Source organism: Luteolibacter sp. (genome assembly GCF_039920825.1).
GTDB lineage: Bacteria > Verrucomicrobiota > Verrucomicrobiia > Verrucomicrobiales > Akkermansiaceae > Luteolibacter.
In genome coordinates this window covers 53,616-72,678 of record NZ_JBDSCX010000009.1, presented here as the reverse complement: position 1 = coordinate 72,678, position 19,063 = coordinate 53,616, and the positions used below count along the sequence as shown (strand labels likewise).

16 protein-coding genes and 1 tRNA gene are annotated in these 19,063 nt (G+C 59.8%); 7 read left to right on the top strand and 10 right to left on the bottom strand.

Annotated elements, in window-relative coordinates; all coding sequences use genetic code 11:
* The gene (locus ABIQ96_RS02175; RefSeq protein ID WP_348212896.1) at positions 1-1,185 is read right to left on the bottom strand and encodes an SHD1 domain-containing protein; all 1,185 of its coding nucleotides are present in this window, start codon (positions 1,183-1,185) and stop codon (positions 1-3) included.
* A gap of 141 nt (positions 1,186-1,326) precedes the next feature.
* Here ABIQ96_RS02175 and cyoE point away from each other — a divergent pair, with 141 nt between their 5' ends.
* Together cyoE and ABIQ96_RS02165 are read left to right on the top strand one after the other, a co-directional pair.
* On the top strand, positions 1,327-2,244 hold the full coding sequence (cyoE, locus tag ABIQ96_RS02170) for a heme o synthase (RefSeq protein ID WP_348212895.1): 918 nt from the start codon (positions 1,327-1,329) through the stop codon (positions 2,242-2,244).
* A gap of 13 nt (positions 2,245-2,257) precedes the next feature.
* The gene (locus ABIQ96_RS02165) at positions 2,258-2,974 is read left to right on the top strand and encodes a uracil-DNA glycosylase family protein (protein ID WP_348212894.1); all 717 of its coding nucleotides are present in this window, start codon (positions 2,258-2,260) and stop codon (positions 2,972-2,974) included.
* A gap of 119 nt (positions 2,975-3,093) precedes the next feature.
* Here the strand turns inward: ABIQ96_RS02165 and ABIQ96_RS02160 are convergent, their stop codons facing one another.
* The 7 genes from ABIQ96_RS02160 to ABIQ96_RS02130 form a co-directional block, all read right to left on the bottom strand.
* A complete protein-coding gene (locus ABIQ96_RS02160) occupies positions 3,094-3,936 on the bottom strand; it encodes a transglutaminase-like domain-containing protein (RefSeq protein ID WP_348212893.1) in 843 nt (280 codons plus the stop codon).
* A gap of 37 nt (positions 3,937-3,973) precedes the next feature.
* A tRNA-Val gene (locus ABIQ96_RS02155) sits at positions 3,974-4,048 on the bottom strand.
* 187 nt (positions 4,049-4,235) lie between these two features.
* The gene (locus tag ABIQ96_RS02150; protein WP_348212892.1) at positions 4,236-4,997 is read right to left on the bottom strand and encodes a BlaI/MecI/CopY family transcriptional regulator; all 762 of its coding nucleotides are present in this window, start codon (positions 4,995-4,997) and stop codon (positions 4,236-4,238) included.
* Positions 4,998-5,140: 143 nt separating this feature from the next.
* Entirely contained in the window at positions 5,141-6,106 is a 966-nt protein-coding gene (locus ABIQ96_RS02145) for a hypothetical protein (RefSeq protein ID WP_348212891.1), read from the bottom strand.
* A gap of 60 nt (positions 6,107-6,166) precedes the next feature.
* Positions 6,167-6,631 carry a LysM peptidoglycan-binding domain-containing protein gene (locus ABIQ96_RS02140; protein WP_348212890.1) on the bottom strand — a complete coding sequence of 155 codons (465 nt, stop codon included), beginning with the start codon at positions 6,629-6,631 and terminating at the stop codon, positions 6,167-6,169.
* A 95-nt stretch (positions 6,632-6,726) separates the two neighbouring features.
* On the bottom strand, positions 6,727-7,539 hold the full coding sequence (locus ABIQ96_RS02135; protein ID WP_348212889.1) for a TatD family hydrolase: 813 nt from the start codon (positions 7,537-7,539) through the stop codon (positions 6,727-6,729).
* On the bottom strand, positions 7,533-8,324 hold the full coding sequence (locus ABIQ96_RS02130) for a phosphoribosylanthranilate isomerase (protein ID WP_348212888.1): 792 nt from the start codon (positions 8,322-8,324) through the stop codon (positions 7,533-7,535). The genes ABIQ96_RS02135 and ABIQ96_RS02130 overlap by 7 nt, the downstream gene beginning before the upstream one ends.
* Positions 8,325-8,347: 23 nt before the next feature.
* Here ABIQ96_RS02130 and ABIQ96_RS02125 point away from each other — a divergent pair, with 23 nt between their 5' ends.
* From ABIQ96_RS02125 to ABIQ96_RS02115, 3 genes are all read left to right on the top strand, one after another.
* Positions 8,348-8,668: a DUF485 domain-containing protein gene (locus ABIQ96_RS02125; RefSeq protein WP_348212887.1), complete on the top strand. Its 321-nt coding sequence runs from the start codon at positions 8,348-8,350 to the stop codon at positions 8,666-8,668.
* Between the two features lie 12 nt (positions 8,669-8,680).
* A complete protein-coding gene (locus ABIQ96_RS02120) occupies positions 8,681-10,444 on the top strand; it encodes a cation acetate symporter (protein WP_348212886.1) in 1,764 nt (587 codons plus the stop codon).
* 125 nt (positions 10,445-10,569) lie between these two features.
* Entirely contained in the window at positions 10,570-11,022 is a 453-nt protein-coding gene (locus tag ABIQ96_RS02115; protein WP_348212885.1) for a type II secretion system protein GspG, read from the top strand.
* A 79-nt stretch (positions 11,023-11,101) separates the two neighbouring features.
* On the opposite strand, the gene ABIQ96_RS02110 is transcribed toward ABIQ96_RS02115, so the two are convergent.
* Complete coding sequence (locus tag ABIQ96_RS02110) at positions 11,102-12,673, bottom strand: SulP family inorganic anion transporter (RefSeq protein WP_348212884.1); 1,572 nt, start codon at positions 12,671-12,673, stop codon at positions 11,102-11,104.
* 190 nt (positions 12,674-12,863) lie between these two features.
* A complete protein-coding gene (locus ABIQ96_RS02105; protein WP_348212883.1) occupies positions 12,864-17,720 on the bottom strand; it encodes a S8 family serine peptidase in 4,857 nt (1,618 codons plus the stop codon).
* A gap of 230 nt (positions 17,721-17,950) precedes the next feature.
* Here ABIQ96_RS02105 and ABIQ96_RS02100 point away from each other — a divergent pair, with 230 nt between their 5' ends.
* Positions 17,951-18,430 carry a hypothetical protein gene (locus tag ABIQ96_RS02100; RefSeq protein ID WP_348212882.1) on the top strand — a complete coding sequence of 160 codons (480 nt, stop codon included), beginning with the start codon at positions 17,951-17,953 and terminating at the stop codon, positions 18,428-18,430.
* Positions 18,417-19,025 (top strand): recombination mediator RecR, encoded by a 609-nt coding sequence (recR, locus tag ABIQ96_RS02095; RefSeq protein WP_348212881.1) that lies wholly within the window; start codon positions 18,417-18,419, stop codon positions 19,023-19,025. Before ABIQ96_RS02100 ends, recR begins: the two co-directional genes overlap by 14 nt.
* Positions 19,026-19,063: the final 38 nt, after the last annotated feature.

Here is a 19,063-nt window from a genome sequence, read left to right as displayed (position 1 = left end):
TCAAGGTTTCGCGAAAGTGAAATTCACGCCTTTGCGGCTCCATGCCTTGGTGAATTCCTCCTGCAGTTTCGTAAATGTTCTGCCATCCAGCAGGAAAGCGAGTGCTTCCTCGCCTTCCTTGCCATCGTGGAGCGCCTTGAGGAAAGCCTTCATCCGCTTGCCATCGCCTTCGCCATCCATATGGAGAAAATAAGTGGTCATCAGCAGGCCGCAGCCGTAGCCGAGTTGGGGTTGCTCCTGGAAGCTGGGATAATCCTGCAGCATGAACGTTTTCAAATCAGGCATCTTGATGTCCGTCCCCAGCGCGCGACCGCCGCGGTCTTTCGCGCCGTAACCGGTGACGTATTCCATGATCGGCTTCTGGTTGCCGCGGACGCTGAAAATTCCCGAACGGTAGGGAGTGGTGGCGACATACTCGGCGATGCCCTCCGAAAACCAGCCCATCGCGCCTTCGACGAAATAACATTCCGGGCTGAGCTGGTGCGTCAGTTCATGGGGGATCGTGCTGCTGCTTTTGTCGCGGTCTAACATGTAGCTGCTGCCCACCGGCTTCACGCCGAGGCTGTCCAACGGAACCAGTACCGCCTTCTTGCCGCCTATGAACACACCGGCACTGCTCGCCGGGCCCCCGGCTCTCACATAATCCTCGAATTTTTCAAACAGCAGGATTTGGAATTTCCCATCGGTCTTACTGCCGCCGTTGATGCCCAGTGGCAGGGTGCGGCAATACAAATGGGTGGACTCGAACATGACCGCGAAGCCTTTGACCACGGATTTCGCGAGGCGGACATCGCAGAGGTAGCGGTAGTTCGCGCTTTCGTAAATGAAGCGCTTTTTCTCCACGTTTTCCTCCACCGTATTGATCTCGGGATCTTCGGTGAACCGGATGATGTCCGGCCATGGCGCGTCGAAATTGAGGGGCTGGCTGGCCTCTGCGGAGTTTTTGGTGGATTTGACCGAGCTGGTAAGGGCTCGGTTCTCCTCGACGTTTTTGCGGTCCGCATCGGAAAGTTTGGCGAGCGGATACGGGACTTCACGTCCGTCCTTGAGCTTCAAAACGACCGATTGGCCGTCGATCCGGGCAAGGCTGGCCTCGATTTTACGCCCTTGGACGTCGGTCCAGGTGCGGACTTCGGCAGCATTGGCAAGAGCAAGACACAGTAGGAAAATGGCAGGAAGTCGCACGGTGGGTTTGGTGGGCTGGACCCGAGAAGCTAACCGGAATCGCGGGCGAGTCGAGCAAAGCCTTGCCTCTCTGGGGAAAGCGTCACACCGGCAAGTCGCGGCTTGGAAATCGCCGGATCGCGTTCATCATCCCGCCGCGCCATGGATGAACCCGCCGTAAATGAAACAACCGCCGCCGTCGAACCGGTCCCGCCGACGCCGGGATTGCGGCAGGATCTGGCGGTGCTGATGAAGGTGCGGCTGAATTTTTTCATCCTGATCACCACGTTTTTCGGGTTCGTGCTGGCCATGCGGGGGAGTGACATGCAGTGGATGAAATTGTTGCACACGATCCTCGGCACGGCGGCGGCGGCGTTCGGTTCCGCCGCTTTCAACCAAGTGATGGAAATCGATCTCGATGCGCGGATGAAACGCACGGCGGATCGCCCGCTGCCATCGCGGCGGATGGATCCGGTGGTGGCGTTCGGCATCGGCTGGGTGCTTTCCGCCATCGGCATCATTCATCTGGCGGCACAGGTCGGAAATCTGGCGGCCTATCTCGCGGCGGCGACGGTGTTCATCTACGTTTGCATTTACACGCCGATGAAGCGTTTCAGTTCCACCAACACCTTGGTCGGTGCCATCACGGGTGGCATTCCCCCGGTCATCGGTTGGGTCGGCGGCGGCGGTGCCATCGGCTGGCAGGCATGGTTTCTCTTCGGGCTGCTGTTCTTCTGGCAGCTCCCGCATTTCATCGCGATCAACTGGCTGTGCCGCGAAGAATACGAATCGGTGGGCTACAAGATGTGGTCGAACGGCGATCTAACTGGCCGGAAAAGCGGGCTGCTTTCCGCGATGTTCGCGCTGATGCTTGCTGTCTTTTCGCTGATGCCGGCGTTTCTGAAGAACACGAATCTGCTGTGGACGATCATCGGGCCGCTGCTGGCCTTCATGATGATGGCGCTGGCGTTGAAATTCGCGCGCGACGGCGAACGGACTTCCGCACGCCGCCTGTTTTTCTTCACGCTGATCTACATCCCTGTCTCTTTCCTGGTGCTGGTGCTCGCGTGGAAAAACTAACAGATGAATTTTCATGAACGAGTTGATCGCATCCACGCAACGTCTGGCAGACGAATTGAGGGGCCTTGAGTTTTCACCACCGGTCGCCTGTGTTTACCGCACGCTGGATTATACTTGGAAAGCGCACGAAGAATATCTGAAGCGCTACGGAAAAGGGAAGAAGCGCATCGTGTTCCTTGGGATGAATCCCGGACCGTTCGGAATGGCGCAAACGGGCGTGCCTTTCGGCGAAGTCGCCGCAGTGCGCGACTGGATGGGCATCGAGACCTCCATCGACAAACCCGCGCACGAACATCCGAAGCGCCCGATCGAAGGCTTCCAATGCCAGCGCTCCGAAGTCAGCGGCCGGCGGTTGTGGGGGCTTTTCTCCGAGCGCTTTGAAAACGCCGGCGACTTTTTCAAGGATCACTTCGTCCTCAACTACTGCCCTCTGGTCTGGATGAGCGCGACCGGCGCTAATCTAACACCCGACAAGCTGTCCGCTTCTGAAATGGCCCCGGTGGAAGCTGCGTGCCAGAAGCATTTGCAGGAAGTCATTGCGCTGCTTAAGCCGTCATGGCTGATCGGGGTGGGGGGATTCGCTGAAGAGCGGCTGAAACGCGCCGCCGAAGCCTGCGGGAGCAAGGCCAACGTCGGGCGCGTGCTGCATCCGTCGCCCGCATCACCGGCGGCTAACAGAGGCTGGGCGGAAGCGGCCGGCAAGCAGCTTGCCGCGCTGGGAATCTGGTGATTCATGAGGAGCGCGGACACTCTTGTCCGCGATGCCGATGGGTTGCGAAATAGCGGTGCGAAGCTCTTTTCGTTCTCCTTTCATCGGCCAGGTGGGCCACAGTCCCACCCTCCTTAATTTCACTCCAGGGTCGCCAGCAGTTCTTTGATCAACTCCGCGTCCTCAATCCTTCCGGTCTTTTCCAGCGACTGGTTGAGATTGTTGAGCAGGCGCAGCAGGATCGTTCCGGGACCAGCGGATTGTTTGAGAAGTTCGCGCTGTGCGCGCGTCAGGTCGGGGCTTTCCAACAGGGTGAACTGGACGTGAAGCTGGCCCTTGTCGAAGCAGTCGATGATGATCGGATAGCCGTCCTCGAAAATCCGGCACATGAAATGACCCGGGAAATTGACGCCTTCGATTTCGAAATCGAGCCGCCGTCCGACGAGTATGAAAATCAGGCAGAGTCCGAGTGGATTGGAGCGACCTTCCGCAAGGCACCACGCGAGATCCGAGTTGCGGACATCATAGTAATTTTCCTGATTCGCGGTGAGGCGGGTTCCTTTGAATAAGAACGTGCGCAGTTCGTTGGCGCTGCCGACTCCGGCTTCGGCGGCTTCCTCCGCAAGAAGGTCGAGCGCATCCGAAAGCGGTTGGCGAAGGGTGATTCCGTCGTGAAGAAAATCGGACAAGGCTCGGAGGAGCGCTTCGAAGGATTCCCAGTCTTCCTGAAGCGCGGCGGCACCGCCGGTGGGGGCGATCCACTCTCCTGATAGAATTTCGCGGCGCGGAGGACTCAGCATTTCCGCGAGGAGTTCCTTTTCATGCGCGCTGAGTTGGCGGGGCCGTGTCGCGAGCCATTCACTGATGTCTCCGCCGCATAGGGCGAGTCGTTCCGCCACGCGTCCGCGGACTTCGGGGGTCTCGTCATCCAGGAGCCGGAGAAGAGCGTCGAGTTCTTCGGGTGCGGGCGGCTCTGCGTTCATCGCAGGGTTCAAATGGATCTAAGGACTTGGGAGAAAATGGTGCGCGATACTGGTTTCGAACCAGTGACCCCCACCGTGTCAAGGTGGTGCTCTACCACTGAGCTAACCGCGCTATGGTCATTGCCCGCTGAGGGCGGGGGAAACTAGGACGGAGGCGACATGGGATGCAACCCCTTTTTTCGGTTAAAAAAGAGGCGGGAGATCCGTGGATCTCCCGCCGTTGATATACCGTGGATCGGGGGCAAACGGAGTGCCGGCCCGAAGGCGCGACACTGGGTTTTTCTCCCGGGTATTTTGGATTACTTCTTCTTCGCTGCTTTTTTAGCGGCCTTCTTGGCAACTTTCTTCGCTGCCTTCTTGGCAGGAGCAGCTTTCTTCGCTGGAGCGGCCTTCTTGGCGGCTTTCTTCGCTGCCTTCTTGGCAGGAGCCTTCTTCGCAGGGGCGGCCTTCTTGGCTACCGTCTTCTTCGCCGCTTTCTTGGCGGTCTTCTTGGCGCTCTTCGCTACTTTCTTAGCCGCTTTCTTGGCTGCCTTTTTCGCAGGAGCCTTTTTGGCGGGGGCTTTGGTTGCCGCTTTTTTAGCTGCCTTTTTGGCCGGGGCTTTTTTAGCCGGGGCTTTCTTGGCAACTTTCTTCACGGCTTTTTTGGCGGTCTTGACCGCTGCTTTCTTCGCTGTTTTTTTTGCAGCCATTGTTTTGTGTCGTTGGAGTTCGCGTTCGATGTTTGTTTTCTCTTCCGGCGTTAATGTGCCGGCGGAGAGGATAGCGAGGAGCGCCTCACCGAGGCGTCCTCCAAAAGCGTTGGTCAGGAAATCATGGGTCGCGCGCTGCACGATCACTTCCTGGGAGTAGGCGGCTTCGTAAACATGCGCCCGGCCGACCCGCGCGCGTTTCACCAGACTCTTGCGTTCCAGACTCTGCATCACGGAGAGCACCGTGGTGTAGGCCCTGTCTTTTCTATCAGGCAACGTTTCATGTACGGTGGCCACCGTAGATGGACCTTCATGCCACAACACGGAGAGGGCTTGAAGCTCGAGATTGGATGGATGGGTGGGCCGCGCCATAAAGTGGAATCACTTCGCTAGCGACGATGAAACTAGTAGTTTGAACTTCCGTCAAGTTGAAACGTGTCGATTTTAAAGAAAACCGAAAGATTTTTTCAGGCAGCTTTTCGACTACTATGAGGGTCGTAACAGATGACGATCTGTCACTCACCACCACCCGTCATGTCGGGGCGGATGATTTTCGAATCGATCTTCTGCAATGTATCCCAGAACGCATCGTCATCGGGCTCTCCGTTGAAGAGGATTTTTCCTTCGTTAGAAACCAGGACGAAGGTCGGCAGCGACTGGATGCGCAGGCTGAGTGCGAGAGGGTTTTCCTTTTGATCGATCAACCACGCGCCGGGAGGATTCGCGCCAAGCGGCTGGATCATCGCCCGTGCGTCAGTTAGAATTTTCGGCGAGTCTTCGGGAAGGATGGAAACCATCGCAATGCCTGCTTCTCCCAGTGCCTTCGCGGTGACGACGTAGTCCGGCATGCTGGATTCGGACTCGCCGTTGGAGGGCGACCAGAAGTGCAGGATCATGGCTTTTTTGTCCTTCAGCAGGGTTTTCAGAGCGATCGCATCCCCTTTATCCAGCGAAAGAAGTTTGGTTTCGAAATCGATTTTCACCGAGCGCATTGATTCTTCGAGCCGCATGCGGTCGATGTGCGGGGCGAATGCGGAAGCTTGGCGCGGGCTCAACCAGAACGCTTCGGTGATGTGGGATTTGAACGCGGCCTTGTCGCCTTTTTTCAATGAGTCGATGGCCTGTACGTATTCGATGACGGCGAGCCAATCCTCCTTCACGGTGAAGATCGCGGAGTCTTCGATTTTGAAAAGCTCGCGCTGTTTGAGAAATTCCGGAAGCATTGCGGCGATGGCTTCATCCTCGCGCCGGTCGACATGGTAGAGGAAGCGCGCTTCGAGAATCGCCTGGTCGCTGATGCCGTTCTTCTTCGCTTCGGCGATGACCTTATCGAGGTCCTTTTGGGAATCCCGTTCGGATAGAAGATTGTCCAGGGCGACCTCGCGCGGATTGGTGCCCGGTTCCTTGGGAGAGCTCGCGGGCTGCGCGAGGAGATTGGCGACGAGGGCGAATACGGGAAGGGCTACAGTGAGGAGGCGCATGGTGTTTGGAAAAAGAAAGCCGCCGGAAGCACGAAGCTCGCGGCGGCGGTTGGGAGAAAATCAGCGGACGGGTGGGATGACCATTTTCTTGCCGAGCACCACGGTGTCCTTGGTCATTCCGTTGGCTTGTTTGATGGCGGCGGCAGGCACTTTGTATTTCGAGGCGATACCCGATAACGTATCGCCTGCGACGACGGTGTGGATGATGGCCGCGCCGTTGGACGGAGCTGCCGGAACTGCGGGAGCCTTCATTCCGGGTACCTTCACTGCCGGAGCTGTTGGAGTCGCCGCAGCGAGGGGTGCATTCACTCCGGCCGTTGTCGCTGCTGCAGCGGTCGCGCCGCTTTCTTCGTAGGCGGCAGGAGTGTCATAGACGGGATTCACGGGAGCGACCGGGGCGTTGACCTGACCACCGTCTGCGGGGCCGTAGGGACTGGCGGTGTCATATTTGTCGGCCTTTTGGGAAGCGCAGGAAACGATGGAGAACGTGAGCAGCGCCGGAGCGAGGATGCGGATCGGAGTCATGGAGTTGGATGTAGCGGTTTGGATTTGAGTTGGGAAGGACGGAACTCGGAGCGCCGCCGTAGGTCTGGTGAAACGTCACCGGGTGGATTTATTATTCAAAGGGAATGCGGACGAAGCCGAAAAAACGCCTCCGCGGTTTGCCCTGTGTGGCGTGCGAGTGATTCGAGTGACTCGCCGCGTAGCTCGGCAAGCCGCTCTGCGGTTTTCCGAACAAACGACGGCTCGTTGCGTTTTCCGCGATACGGTTCCGGCGCAAGGTAAGGCGAGTCGGTCTCGATCATGAAGCTTCCCGCCGGAGATTGCAGTGCGGTCTCCCGGACTTGATGCGCGGTTTTGAAAGTGGCGACACCGCCGAAGGAAACCAATCCACCGAGGTCGAGCACGCGCTTCGCATTTTCCCAAGGACCGATGAAACAGTGGAACACGGCCCGCACCGAAGTATGATAGCCGTCGTAAATGGCGAGAGCATCTTCGAACGAACCACAGCCCTCGCGATCCCGCGTGTGGATGACGACGTTGAGCTTTGCCGTGGCGGCGAGTTCGAAATGCTGGCGGAGAAACTTCCGCTGACGTTCGCGGAAATTTTCCTCATCCCAGCCATCCGGTGCCGGGTGGTAGTAATCGAGCCCCGTCTCTCCGATGCCGCAGACGCGCGGATCGTTCACGAATGCCGCAAGCCGCGTCGTCGCATCATCCGGCGCGTGGTGTACATCGCACGGATGGATTCCGATGCACGTGTGGACGGCGGGATTTTCCGCAATCGATAGATTCGCCTGCAGGTCGTCGAGGCTCGTCGCCAGCGAGATCATGCGGGTCACCTCCGCATCGCGAGCGTGTTTGAGCAGGTCGGGAATTTCCTCCGCCGAAAACCGGTGGGAAGCGAGATGGCAGTGGGAATCGGTTAGCATGTCGGTCGGCGGTGCAAGGCGGTAAGAAATGCCGCGACCTTTTGAAAGTCTTTGATGCCGGGTGAAATCTCCGCACCCGAAGCAATGTCCAACGCGGCCGGTTGCACGCTCATCGCGGCGAGCCCGGCATTCTCCGGAACGATGCCCCCTGCTAATATAATAGGCAGTTCCGCATACTCCCTGCGAAATATGGATGCCACCTCCCAATCAAACACCTCGCCCGTCCCGCCATAGATCCCCGGCGCGTGCGCGTCCAACAGGATCGCCGCCGCTCCGTATTCCGTCGCGCGTTCCAGATCGGTCATCGTCTTCACTCCGATCGCCTTGATGAATGGCACGCCCGCATCGCGAAATGCCGCGGCGTCCTCCGGCGCTTCGTCGCCATGAAGTTGCACCGCGTCCAGATAGCCTTCGCTCACCAACCGCAGCGGCAGCTCCGGAGGCTCGTTCACGAACACGCCGACGCGCAGGATTTTTCCTGCGATCTCCTTCAACCACTCCGCGTCGTTGGGCGCGAGATAGCGTTTCGACTTCGGCCAGAAATTCACCCCCAGTGCGTCCACTCCCATCATCACCAGTTGGTTAGCGTCGTCGCGTGTCCTCACCCCGCAGATTTTCAGCGAGACGGTGGATGGATCCAGGAAACTTTCAAGCAGCGGCATGGCGGGACCGTAACGCAAATCCGCAGGTTGGAAACTTGGAACTTGGGAGCCCGCATCACCCGATTGTGCCTGTCTGAAGGGGAAATGGTTCTTGACGCATGGCATGGGGATTCCTGTTCTCATGCTGAAAACAAACCGATCCATCCATGTCCCAATCACCGCCGAAACACGATGACTTCATCCACAGCGAGGAATTCCTCCATGGCCTGATGAAACGCCAGCTCAAGCTCTCCGTCACCTGCGCCGCCGCGTTTCTCTTTCTGTTAATCGGCCTGCCGCTGTTGAACTACCTGGCTCCCGCGTTCATGGCGCAGCGGGTCGGCGGATTCACCCTGACCTGGCTCATCCTCGGCGTGTTGTTTTTCCCTTACGTCTGGATCATCGCCCGCATCTTCATCACCCGTTCGATGGCTTTGGAAAACGACGAGGTGCGTGTCGCCGCCGAGGGCAACAAGCGCAAATCCTAACATTTCTGACCCATGCACATTGATTACTGGATCCTCACCTTCTCCGCCGTCACCGTCATCGTGACCATCATCATGGGTTTCCGCTCCGCGAAATCCTCAAAATCTGCCTCCGACTTCTTCGTCGCCGGCCGTTCCGTCTCGGTCGGTTGGAACGCATCCGCAATCTCGGGCGAATACCTCAGCGCCGCCAGTTTCATGGGCATCGCCGGCATGGTCATGCTGTCAGGCTACGACGCACTCTGGTATCCCGTCTGTTATGCGTGCGGTTACTTGTTCCTGCTGCTGTTCATCGCCGGACCGCTGCGCCGCTTCGGTGCCTACACGATTCCCGATTTCGCCGAAGGCCGCTACGACTCGCCGGTCTTCCGCAAGATCGCCGTCTGCTTCGTGCTCTTCATCGGCTTCTTCTACACCATGCCGCAGATGAAAGGCGCGGGCACCACGCTGGCCTATATTTTCCCCGGCCTTCCTTATTGGGTCGGTGTTGCCGTGGTCGGAGCGGTCATTACCCTCAACGTCGCGCTCGGCGGAATGAAAGGGATCACCCTCGTGCAGGCCGTGCAGTATTGGATCAAGATGTTTGCCATCTCCGTGCCGATCTTCGTGCTTCTATCTGTTTATGGCGGCTACGGGAAAAACCTCTCGCTGAACAAATCCTCCGTTGATTCCCCACCGGCCATCGTCCAGACCGTGGATCCAGGAAATGCCGGGCGCATCGCCCTGCCGGAAAAAGCTCCCAAGGACGAAGCCTGGATCGCCCCCTTCGGCCCGCTTACCACCAAGGCAGCCAAAGCCGCCGGTCTCACCGCCGAGCAAGCGCGGCCTTACTCGCTGCTCTACACCTTCTCCCTCATCGTCGCCCTCGTCTGCGGCACCGCCGGACTGCCGCACATTATTGTTAGATTCTACACCAATCCGGATGGCGTCGCCGCGAAAAGAACCACCATGTGGGTCATGATCCTGATCGGCGTCTTCTATGTCTTCCCGCCGGTCTTCGGCGTACTGGGCCGCAATTTCCTGCCGGAGCTCTACGCCGCCACCGGCTCGAAGGGACCTGACAAAGTCGTCCTCGAACTCCCCACACTCATCCGTGCGAAATACGGCATCATGGGATCCATCCTCAGCGGCATCACCTGCGCCGGTGCCTTCGCCGCCTTCATGAGCACCTTCTCCGGACTGCTGGTTTCCATGACAGGAGCGCTCGCCCACGACGTCTATGGCCGGATGCTCAAGCCCAACGCCACACCGGAAGAACGGATGAAAATGTTCAAGTGGTGCGCCGTGCTGGTCGGTGGAGTTTCAGTTCTGCTAGGTTCGATGGTTGAGCCGCTGGAAATCAACTTCATGGTCGGCCAGGCCTTCGCCATCGCCGCCGCCAGTTATTTCCCGCTGCTCTTTATGAGTGTCTGGTGGCGCGGCATGACCATGAAAGGCGCCGCGACCGGCATGCTCACCGGCGGCCTTTGCGCACTTGTTTCCGCCGCCATCGTCAACGTCAGCACCCTCGCCCTCGACAAGGGACCGATGGGCAAACTCTTCGCCGGGTGCGTCGGCATCAACGATTTCTGGAAGGTGCATCCGCTCCTCCGCATTCTCTGTGAGCAACCCGCCATCTGGTCCGTGCCGTTGTCGATTGGCCTGATGATCTTCGTCTCGAAAGCCACCCGCAGCACTATCCCCAAAGACGCGCGGATGAAAATGTTAGTCCTGCACGCCCCCGAAGCGCTCGGATTGAAACAGGAATACATCCAGGAACAACAAGGCGCTGGGCACTGAGCGATTCAGATGATTGGCTAAAATTCCTGTTATCGGACAGGCGGATGCGAAAATTGTTTTCAGACAAGCCGCCGTGTTTCCGGGTTTATCGATCAAAGGCAATCCGCCTTCGATCGAATACCCAAATGGAAGATGACCAAAACGCCGTTCCGTCCAATGATGGCCGGAAATCTTCATTCGCCCGCAAGGTTGTTTTCGGGCTGATCATTTTCATTGGCTTGAATGTAGTTCTGGGAGGATTAGTTTGGTCACTCAGCACTGGATGTTCGTCGGCGCCGCTGTCTCAGGTAGAATCCGACTTCAAATCGTTCGAGAGTGCCCTCGCCATGTATCGGCTGAACGGAAGAGCCTATCCATCCAGCGAACAGGGCCTGAAGGCTTTGGTGGAAAGGCCGAGCACGGATCCGATTCCGTTACGCTGGGTTCAGCTCATGCCTAAAATCCCCAACGATCCTTGGGGCAATCCATACACCTACCGGTTTCCAGCTAGCTCGAAACTGGATGAGCCGGAAATCATCAGCAATGGGCCTGATGGAATCCGAGGCACACCTGACGATATGGGCAGTCAGGATGAATGAGTGATTTCCGAAATCCCCGCCATCGGGTGCGTGCGGCAGTTGATCGTCTGATGATCTTCATCTCGAAAGCCATGGTAAATCATTCTGTCTTCTCTCCATGGCCCGCGATCCGGGCCACCAGATAGATCGGATCGTCCTCCGCCACCTCCACGCGCACGAGGTCGCCCGCGCGTTCGAGCATCCGCCCGCAGTCGTGTGAGAGATGCCGGACCGAAAGAGTCTTGCCGATCTTCGCATACCGCCCGGCCAGTGCCTTGATCGCCTCCAGACCGGACATGTCGCACACCCGAGCCTCGTGGAAATCCACCACCACTTCGCGCGGATCTTCGTCAGGCTTGAACTTCTCCGCGAAATCCCTGACCGAGCCGAAATAGAGCAGCCCCTCCAACCGATAGATCCGTTTCTCGTCCGAATCCTCCACCACACTCAGGTTCACGTGCTTCGCGCTTTTCCACGCGAGCACCAGCGCCGACAGGATCACCCCGCAGATCACCGCCTGCGCGAGATCATGCCAGACGGTGATCGCCGTCACCGCCACGATCACCAGCACGTCGCTGAACGGCACCTTGCCGATCGTTTTGAAACTCGTCCACTCGAAGGTGGCGGTCACCACCACGAACATCACCCCGGTCAGCGCCGCGATGGGGATGCGGTCGATCAGCGGCGCGCCTATCAGGATGAACGCGAGCAATGCCAACGCCGCGATCACGCCCGACATCCGGCCGCGTCCGCCCGAGCCGATGTTGATCAGGCTCTCGCCCACCAGCGCGCAGCCGCCCATCGCCTTGAACGAGCCCGCTATCAGATTCGCCGCGCCCAGCGCCACGCACTCGCGGTTGCCCTTGCCACGGCTCTCGGTCAGCTCGTCGATGAGTTGCAGCGTCATCAGTGTTTCCACCAGTCCCACCATGGCGAGGATCACCGCGTAAGGCCCTACAAACCGGAACGTTTCCCACGTCAGCGGCACTCCCGGCAGATGCGGCACCGGCAGTGCGCCCCGCACGCTTGATAGATCTCCCACCGTCTGCGCCGGCAGTCCGAACGCGCCGATCAGGCTCACCACCACGATCGCCACCAGCGACGAAGGCACCTTCTTCGTGAAACGCGGCAGCAGGTAAACGATCGCCATTGTCAGCCCTACCAGACCCAGCATCGTCACCAGGGCCTGGCCATGCAGCCAATCGCCGACCACCGCGCCCTCGCGATGGCGGAACATCCTGAGCTGCGAGAGGAAAACCACGATCGCCAGCCCGTTCACGAATCCCATCATCACCGGATGCGGCACCAGCCGGATCAGCCGGCCCAGCCGCAGCACGCCGACGGAGATCTGGACGAACCCCATCAGGATCACCGCCAGTAACAGATACTCGAAGCCCGCGCCCGCGCCGCCACGGCGGTTTCCTTCCGCCACCAGCGCCACCATCACCACCGCCAGCGAGCCCGCCGCGGAGGAAATCATCCCCGGCCGTCCGCCGAACGCCGCCGTGATCAGACAGACGATGAAGCCCGCGTAGAGCCCGGAAATCGGCGGCACGCCCGCCACGAACGCGAAGGCGATCGAGCCCGGCACCAGCGCCAGCGCCGTCGTTAGTCCGGCCAGCGAATCGTCTTTCCAACTGCCGCGCTTCTTTTGAAATAGGGATGAGAACATGATCTGAATGGACCCCGGGTCAGCCGGGCCCTGACAAATGGCCACCTCAAGCGAAGGATCGTGCTCCGCCGCGGGACCCCACCCACCAAGGCCTGCATCGCGTGACCGGTCAAGTCCTTCGAAAGACCCCGGCCTGTCCGGACCCGCCATTTCCCAATTCCATCGGGACGACAGAACCTCCGTAATCACCTCACGGCTTGACCGCTTTGAGCCGGACGAAGATCTGTGGTTCCGGGGTGCCGGTGAGGGTGGCGGTGACTTCGATCAGGTCGTTGTCCGGGGCGGAGGTGTCGGTGATCGTGCTGGTGGCGATGGTCACGGTGGTTCCGCCGTCGGTGGCGGCCGAGGGATACCAGGTGACGAGATTGCTGGACCATTCGTAGCTGGCAGTTAGATCCGAAGCGGGACTGTTGGAACGGCTGTGGCGGAAGACGAGGGTGCTGGCGGTGGCGGAGATCTGGCTGAGACCGGGGTTGCTGATGTCAGGCTGGGTGCCGAGGTAGTTTTCAATTCCGTTAGGCAGGCCGTCGTGATCGGAATCATCTCCCAGTGCGGTGGCCGTGCCGACTTCGGGATAGTTGGAAATCCAAGCGGCATAAGTGTCAGAGGCTCCGGCGCTGAGGGTGAGCGTGTAGGACTGGGAAACAGTTTCGCCGAGGGTATTGTAGCGCTCGATGACAATGAGGTAATCGCCGGGCGGATTGCTGAAGGCGAGGGTGCCGCTCAGAACGCCGGTGACCGGGTCGATGGTGAGCGCGGTGGGAATCGTGGCACCGACTCCAATGCGGAACAACGCCGGGCTGTTGAGACTGCCGTTGCGAATGGCGGTGACGAAGGTTGAATTGGCTCCATTGTTCGCGGCGGCGGGGGTGACACCTTCGACGGTCGGTTCGTTGTCGGTGACGGTAATCACCGCCGCGCCGTCCGTGTATCCGGAGGTTGATGCAGTTAGAGTGACTGGCTGCGGACCATCGGAAATCAGATCATCGACCGCCGCGATGGCGAAGGTGGGGCTGCTGGTCTGACCTGCGGCGATGGTGACGGTGGCGGGCACGGTGGCCTCGCTGGTGTCGGACGATCCGAGCGTGATGGTGAGCGGAGCACCGAGGGCTGCGGCGATGCTAACGGTTCCGGTGGCCGCCGATGCTCCGACATTTTCAGCGAAGGTCGTGGGAGTGATGGATAGCGTAAGTGATAGGGGTGAGCTGCCGGTGTTGTGGCTGCCCAGGCCGTCGAGCGTATCGACCGGGAAGACATCCCATTCGGTGGCGGGATTGAAGGCGTCGTTGGAAATGACGTCACCTTGGGTGATGGTGGATTTCCGGCGCAGGGTTTTATCAACCGTGGTGACGGCTCCTGATGTCCATGCGCTGCCAGGGTCGGTGCCGACCTGTCCGAAGCTGTCCACGACGGTGGTACCTTTTTTCAGGACAATGGCATCGTCGCCATTGAAGTTCACATTGATGTTGGAAAGTTGGGCGGTGACGGTGCTGATCGCGCCGGTGGTGGAGTTGTTTTTCAACACATAGGTGGAAAACGGAGCGAGGGTCCCGGTTAGATTCAAAGTGGCTCCGGCGGTGGCGGAACCATTGTAGTAGAGTTCGACCTTGTAGACTGCGGCGGTGAGATCGACTGCCGTGCCGGTTGGATTGTAGATTTCCAAGGCCTTGTTGTTGCCCGAGCCCTCGACATATTCCGAGATGAACAGATCTCCGGCGGCGCGGAGATTGCGGGCTGTTAGCGAGGTGGTGACGCGCCAGTTGGCAGCGAGGTTCGCACCGGCGTCGGTGTCTCCGGCGAAATAAGCGGATTTCGTGCTGCCGACACTGCCGACGTTGGGAGTAGTGGCGGTGCTGTTGCCATAGGCGACGGATGCGATGACGGCTTGCGTGTCGTCGGCGAGGAAAATGGAGTCGCCGCTGTTGCCTAACGGAAGCCAGGCGTCGTAGGTGGCCTCGAAATAAGCTGGATTGGTGCTGCTGACGACCATCCGACCATCGGAAGGGTCGAGATCGTCGGCAGGGAGGAGCGGATCCTTGGAAGCGCCGTTGTAAACCACGATGAGCGTGCCGGCGGGGATGTTATCCCACACCGGATCATCGAGGAAAACGAGCGTGTTTCCCGCCACATCGTGGAGGTCCCAGTAGGCGAGGCTGCCAGCTTGGAGGGTGAGGATTTCGATCCATTCGGAGGAACTCCCGGACGGTCCCTGGCTGAATTCGTTGATGATGGCGCGGCGTGATAGCGCGGAATCGGTTCCACGCAGGACAAGGCCGCTGGTGTAGGAATAGGCGGTGCCGGTGGCTGCGGTGGTGCCGGGACGGGTGAGAAGATTGACGGATGAGGTGGTGAAGGCATTGCTGCCGGAGGTCCCGTCTGAGGCGGTGATCACGCAGCGGAGGAGCTTTCCTGATAAGGCGGGCGCGGTGCCGGTGGTGGCACCGGGTTCATCCGCATAGACCGTCTGGTTGACGCTGGACTGCCACTGATAGGTGTAGGTCAGGGTGCTGCCTTCCGGATCGGACGCGGTGACCGAAGTGACGGTTAGAGGAACATCGCTGTAGGACTGGCTGGTGGCTGATAGCGTGGCGGCGGTGATGACCGGCGCTTGATTTGTCACGGTGAAATTGACGGAAACGGAAGTGCCGACGGCGCCCTCGCTGTCGGTGGCCTTGGCGACGAGCGAATGATTTCCCAAAGCGGGAGAATAACCGAACGAATAGGGAGCGGTGCTGTCGGTACCGAGCGAGACGTTGTTATCGAAAAGTTCGACCTGACTGACGACGCCCGCCGCGTTGCCAACCGTCAGATCACTGGCGGAGACGTTCACCGTCACAGGCGTGCCGGGGCTGAAGACCTGGCCATCGGTGGGTTGGGTGATCTGGGCGAGCGGTGCTGGATTGACCGGAGTGCCCGGCGAACCAAACACCTTGAGTTCCGCGCCTGTTAGCGTGCCGCCGGCGGTGTTGCCGGTCGAACTGAGATCGGCGACCTTGAGCGTCCAGGTGCCGGTGGAAATCTCGCCCCAGTTGCGAACCGAGCTGAAGATCCAGTTCGAGTAGTTAGCGTTATCATCGCCGTGGACTTCGGCAAGCGTGCTGGCCATGCCGCCTGGCGAGGTGAGGGTGACAACGAGATTGCCGCGGTAGCTGTGGGTGGCGCTGAGCTTCAGCGTGACCTGTTCGACGCGGATGTTCGACGCGGAAAGATCAAAAGTGGTGGAAGCTCCGGTCGCGCTGTTGTTAAGGATAGCGGTGGTCAGACCGGTCCGGGTGGAGGTGGTGGAAGTTTGCGCGGGAAGATTGGTCCAGGTGCCTGCCAGATTGACGGCGGCAGTCGCATCGATGAGGCCAGCACCGAAGTCGTGGCTGAAATGGAAGCCACTGGCATTCGTCACCCAGCCGGTAGAGGCGGGTGGCAGGACTGCGGTGCGGATGAAAATTTCCTGAACGTCACGCCAGCCGAGGTTGGGATTTTTCTCCAACATCAGGGCGACGATACCCGCTGCGGTGGGAGTGGCAGACGATGTGCCGCCAAACGTCTGGGTATAGTTCGCGTCCGCGATTTCTCCCGAAGTGGATCCGCTGTTATAGCCCAACGCTCCGGATCGGTCCACGGTGGTGATGCCGAGGGCGCTGGTGGCGGCGGACGTGGTATAGCGGCCGCTTGACGGAGCGCAGACGACGAGATTGCTGCCGGGTTCGCTGTAGTACGAGCGGCGACCGAAACTGTCGGTGGCTCCGATGGCGATGGTGTAAATGGAATTCGCGTAGGCGTCGTAGTTGGAATTGTCACTGACATTGCCGCCATTTCCACCCGCCCAGAGGATGATGCTGCCCTTGCCGCCGCGACCGGTGGTGGCGGCGGTTTGGAGGGCGGCGATGGTGAGCGGGCCGGGGCCATCGAGAGCGGTGCCATCGTCCGCAGGGCCCCAGCTGTTGGTTTTGATTTGAATGAGGTCGGGAAGGTAGGTCACGGCCTCGGCCTCCTGAGCGTCGGTCACGGCGGCGGCGATGAGGCGCATGCCGACAAGAGTGGCTTCGGGCGCGGTGCCGGAGACTCCGATGCCGTTGTTACCTCTAGCCGCGGCATTTCCGGCGCAGGAAGTGCCGTGATCGTCGCCGCTACCGGGGTTGGGATCCGCATCGCCGCCGTTCCAGTCCTTGTCGTTGACGAGATCGACGTTCGGAGCCAGGTCGGGGTGGCCGGTTTCAAGACCGTCATCGACGATGCCGATTCGGATGCCGGTGCCGCGGTTGCCGGTGGCGGAAGGGTAGTTCCAAGCGGTTTCAATATTGAGGTCCGAGCCGGCGACCGCTGTGCCGGATTGTTTCAAGTGCCATTGGCTGGTGACAAGCGGATCGTTAGGCAGGGTGCGCAGGCTGTGCTGGATGGCGAGCAGGACATCGGCGGAAGCGACATCGCTAACAGCGCGGAGGTTGATCATGGCATCGAGCGCGGCGAAGGGATTTTTCGCACTCATGATGACCCAACCGGGGGCGTAGGACGGACGGTCCTTGATGACGAGCTGGTTTTGTGCGGCGACATTTTCCGCAGCAGCGGCATCGAGTTGGACGCGGAGGTCGGGAGTGACGATGCGGCGGGTGGCGACGGAGCGCTCTTTCCCGGCGAGATAGGCGACGGGGAAAACTCCGCCGGGCGCACTGAGTTCGGCGAGACGGGCGGGTAGGGTTTCCTGAGTCGCCGGAGGTGTTAGCTTGGCGACGGTTTCCTTGCCATCGGCATCGCGGAGAACGGCTTCGTCCAGGGCGAGGGTGATCGAGAGCGGCTGTCCGCCGAGGTTGAAATCCCAGGTTTCCTCCGAGTCGATCTGCTGTGCGGCGGGGACGGCGTGTTTTTTCGCAACCTTGGCGACCCGGGGCATTGAGTCATCCGGGGAAATTTCCGGAGCGCCGTTCGGAGTGGATTTCACCGTGGCCGGGTGGGATGGAGATTCATTTCGCGCCAACCACAAGAGCCCGGCGGTGGTGACAAATAGAAAACCGGTGGCGAAATAAAGACGGCGGCGGGAAGATTGGGAGGACATGAAAAAATGAACGGCAGGGTGGCTGGCAGGTCGGCGCGCACAAGGAGTGATTGGTGGCGATCCGGTAACGTGAGTGCCCCCGGATAGCGGAATCTGTGCCTAGTTTCATCGGATAGGTCATGCGTGGACAGCCGGTTGACAGGAGCGCCCGGGCGGAGTTTGCTGACAGCGATGTCGCCCGATCACCCGCTCAAGCCAACACCCGCAACCGGCAGGAGGTCTGAAATCCGATGAGCAGGAGAGCCGTCACGAAACCCCGACCTGCCGGACATGTGCTGGTCCCGGCGACCATCATGGGTTCGCTTTCGCTGCTGCTGGTGGCTGGATTGAGTGTGCTCGGCATCATGAATCGGTTGGATCTTTTGATTTCGAAAATGGTCTCTCACGGCAAGCTGGAGACGTTTCCCAAATCGCTGCCCGAATGGTCGCTGTGGTTGGCGGCGTTTGTTTTCGCCTTCGGGCTTTCGTTCTCGATCTTGAGTGTTCCGGGAGGCTGGCGGCGGGTGATGTTGTGGCTGACGGCGCTGGTCGTCGTGGCCGGATGGGCTCCTGTTTTGAGTCTGGCCGCGCATGCTCCCGAAATCGCAATGCCATGGATCGCCACGCTGTGGTCAGGCGTCTGCGCCTTGGTCTATGCGGGAAATCACCGAATGGACTGCGATGAAAATTTCGTGAAACCCGCCACTGATCCGTCCGATGAAACGCGTTGATTTCCCCGAACCCGTCAAAGCGCTGATCGGCGAGCTCAAGCGGCTTCCCGGTGTCGGCCCGCGCAGCGCCGAACGCATCGCGGTGTGGTTGTTGCAAAGCCCGAAAGCGAATTCCGCACCGCTGGCGGAGTCGCTGTTAGCTGCCAGGGAAGCAGTGAGGCCGTGCCCGGTGTGTGGATTTTTCGCCACGGCGGAAGGCTGTGACGTGTGCGAGGATCCGACGCGTGACGATCGCATCCTGTGTGTGGTCGAACAGGCGACCGATGTGCTGCCGCTCGAACGTTCAGGTGCTTTCCGCGGCCGCTATCATTGCATGGGTGGAAAACTTTCGCCGCTCGACAGGGTATCGCCCGAAGACTTGCGGATCCCGTCGCTGGTCCGGCGGATCGAGGCGGCACCGGAGGAAATCGAGGTCATCCTCGCGCTCGGTTCGGATGTCGAAGGGGAGGCGACGGCGAATTACTTGGTCGATCTGTTGCGTGGGAGGAACTGCAAGCTTACCCGTATCGCGCAGGGACTTCCTGCGGGTGGCGGTCTGGAACATGCCGACGAACTCACGCTCATGCGCGCCATGCAGGGCCGGCGAAGCGTGTAATCGCGCCGATTCCACCGACAAACGGGGTTGTCATTCGT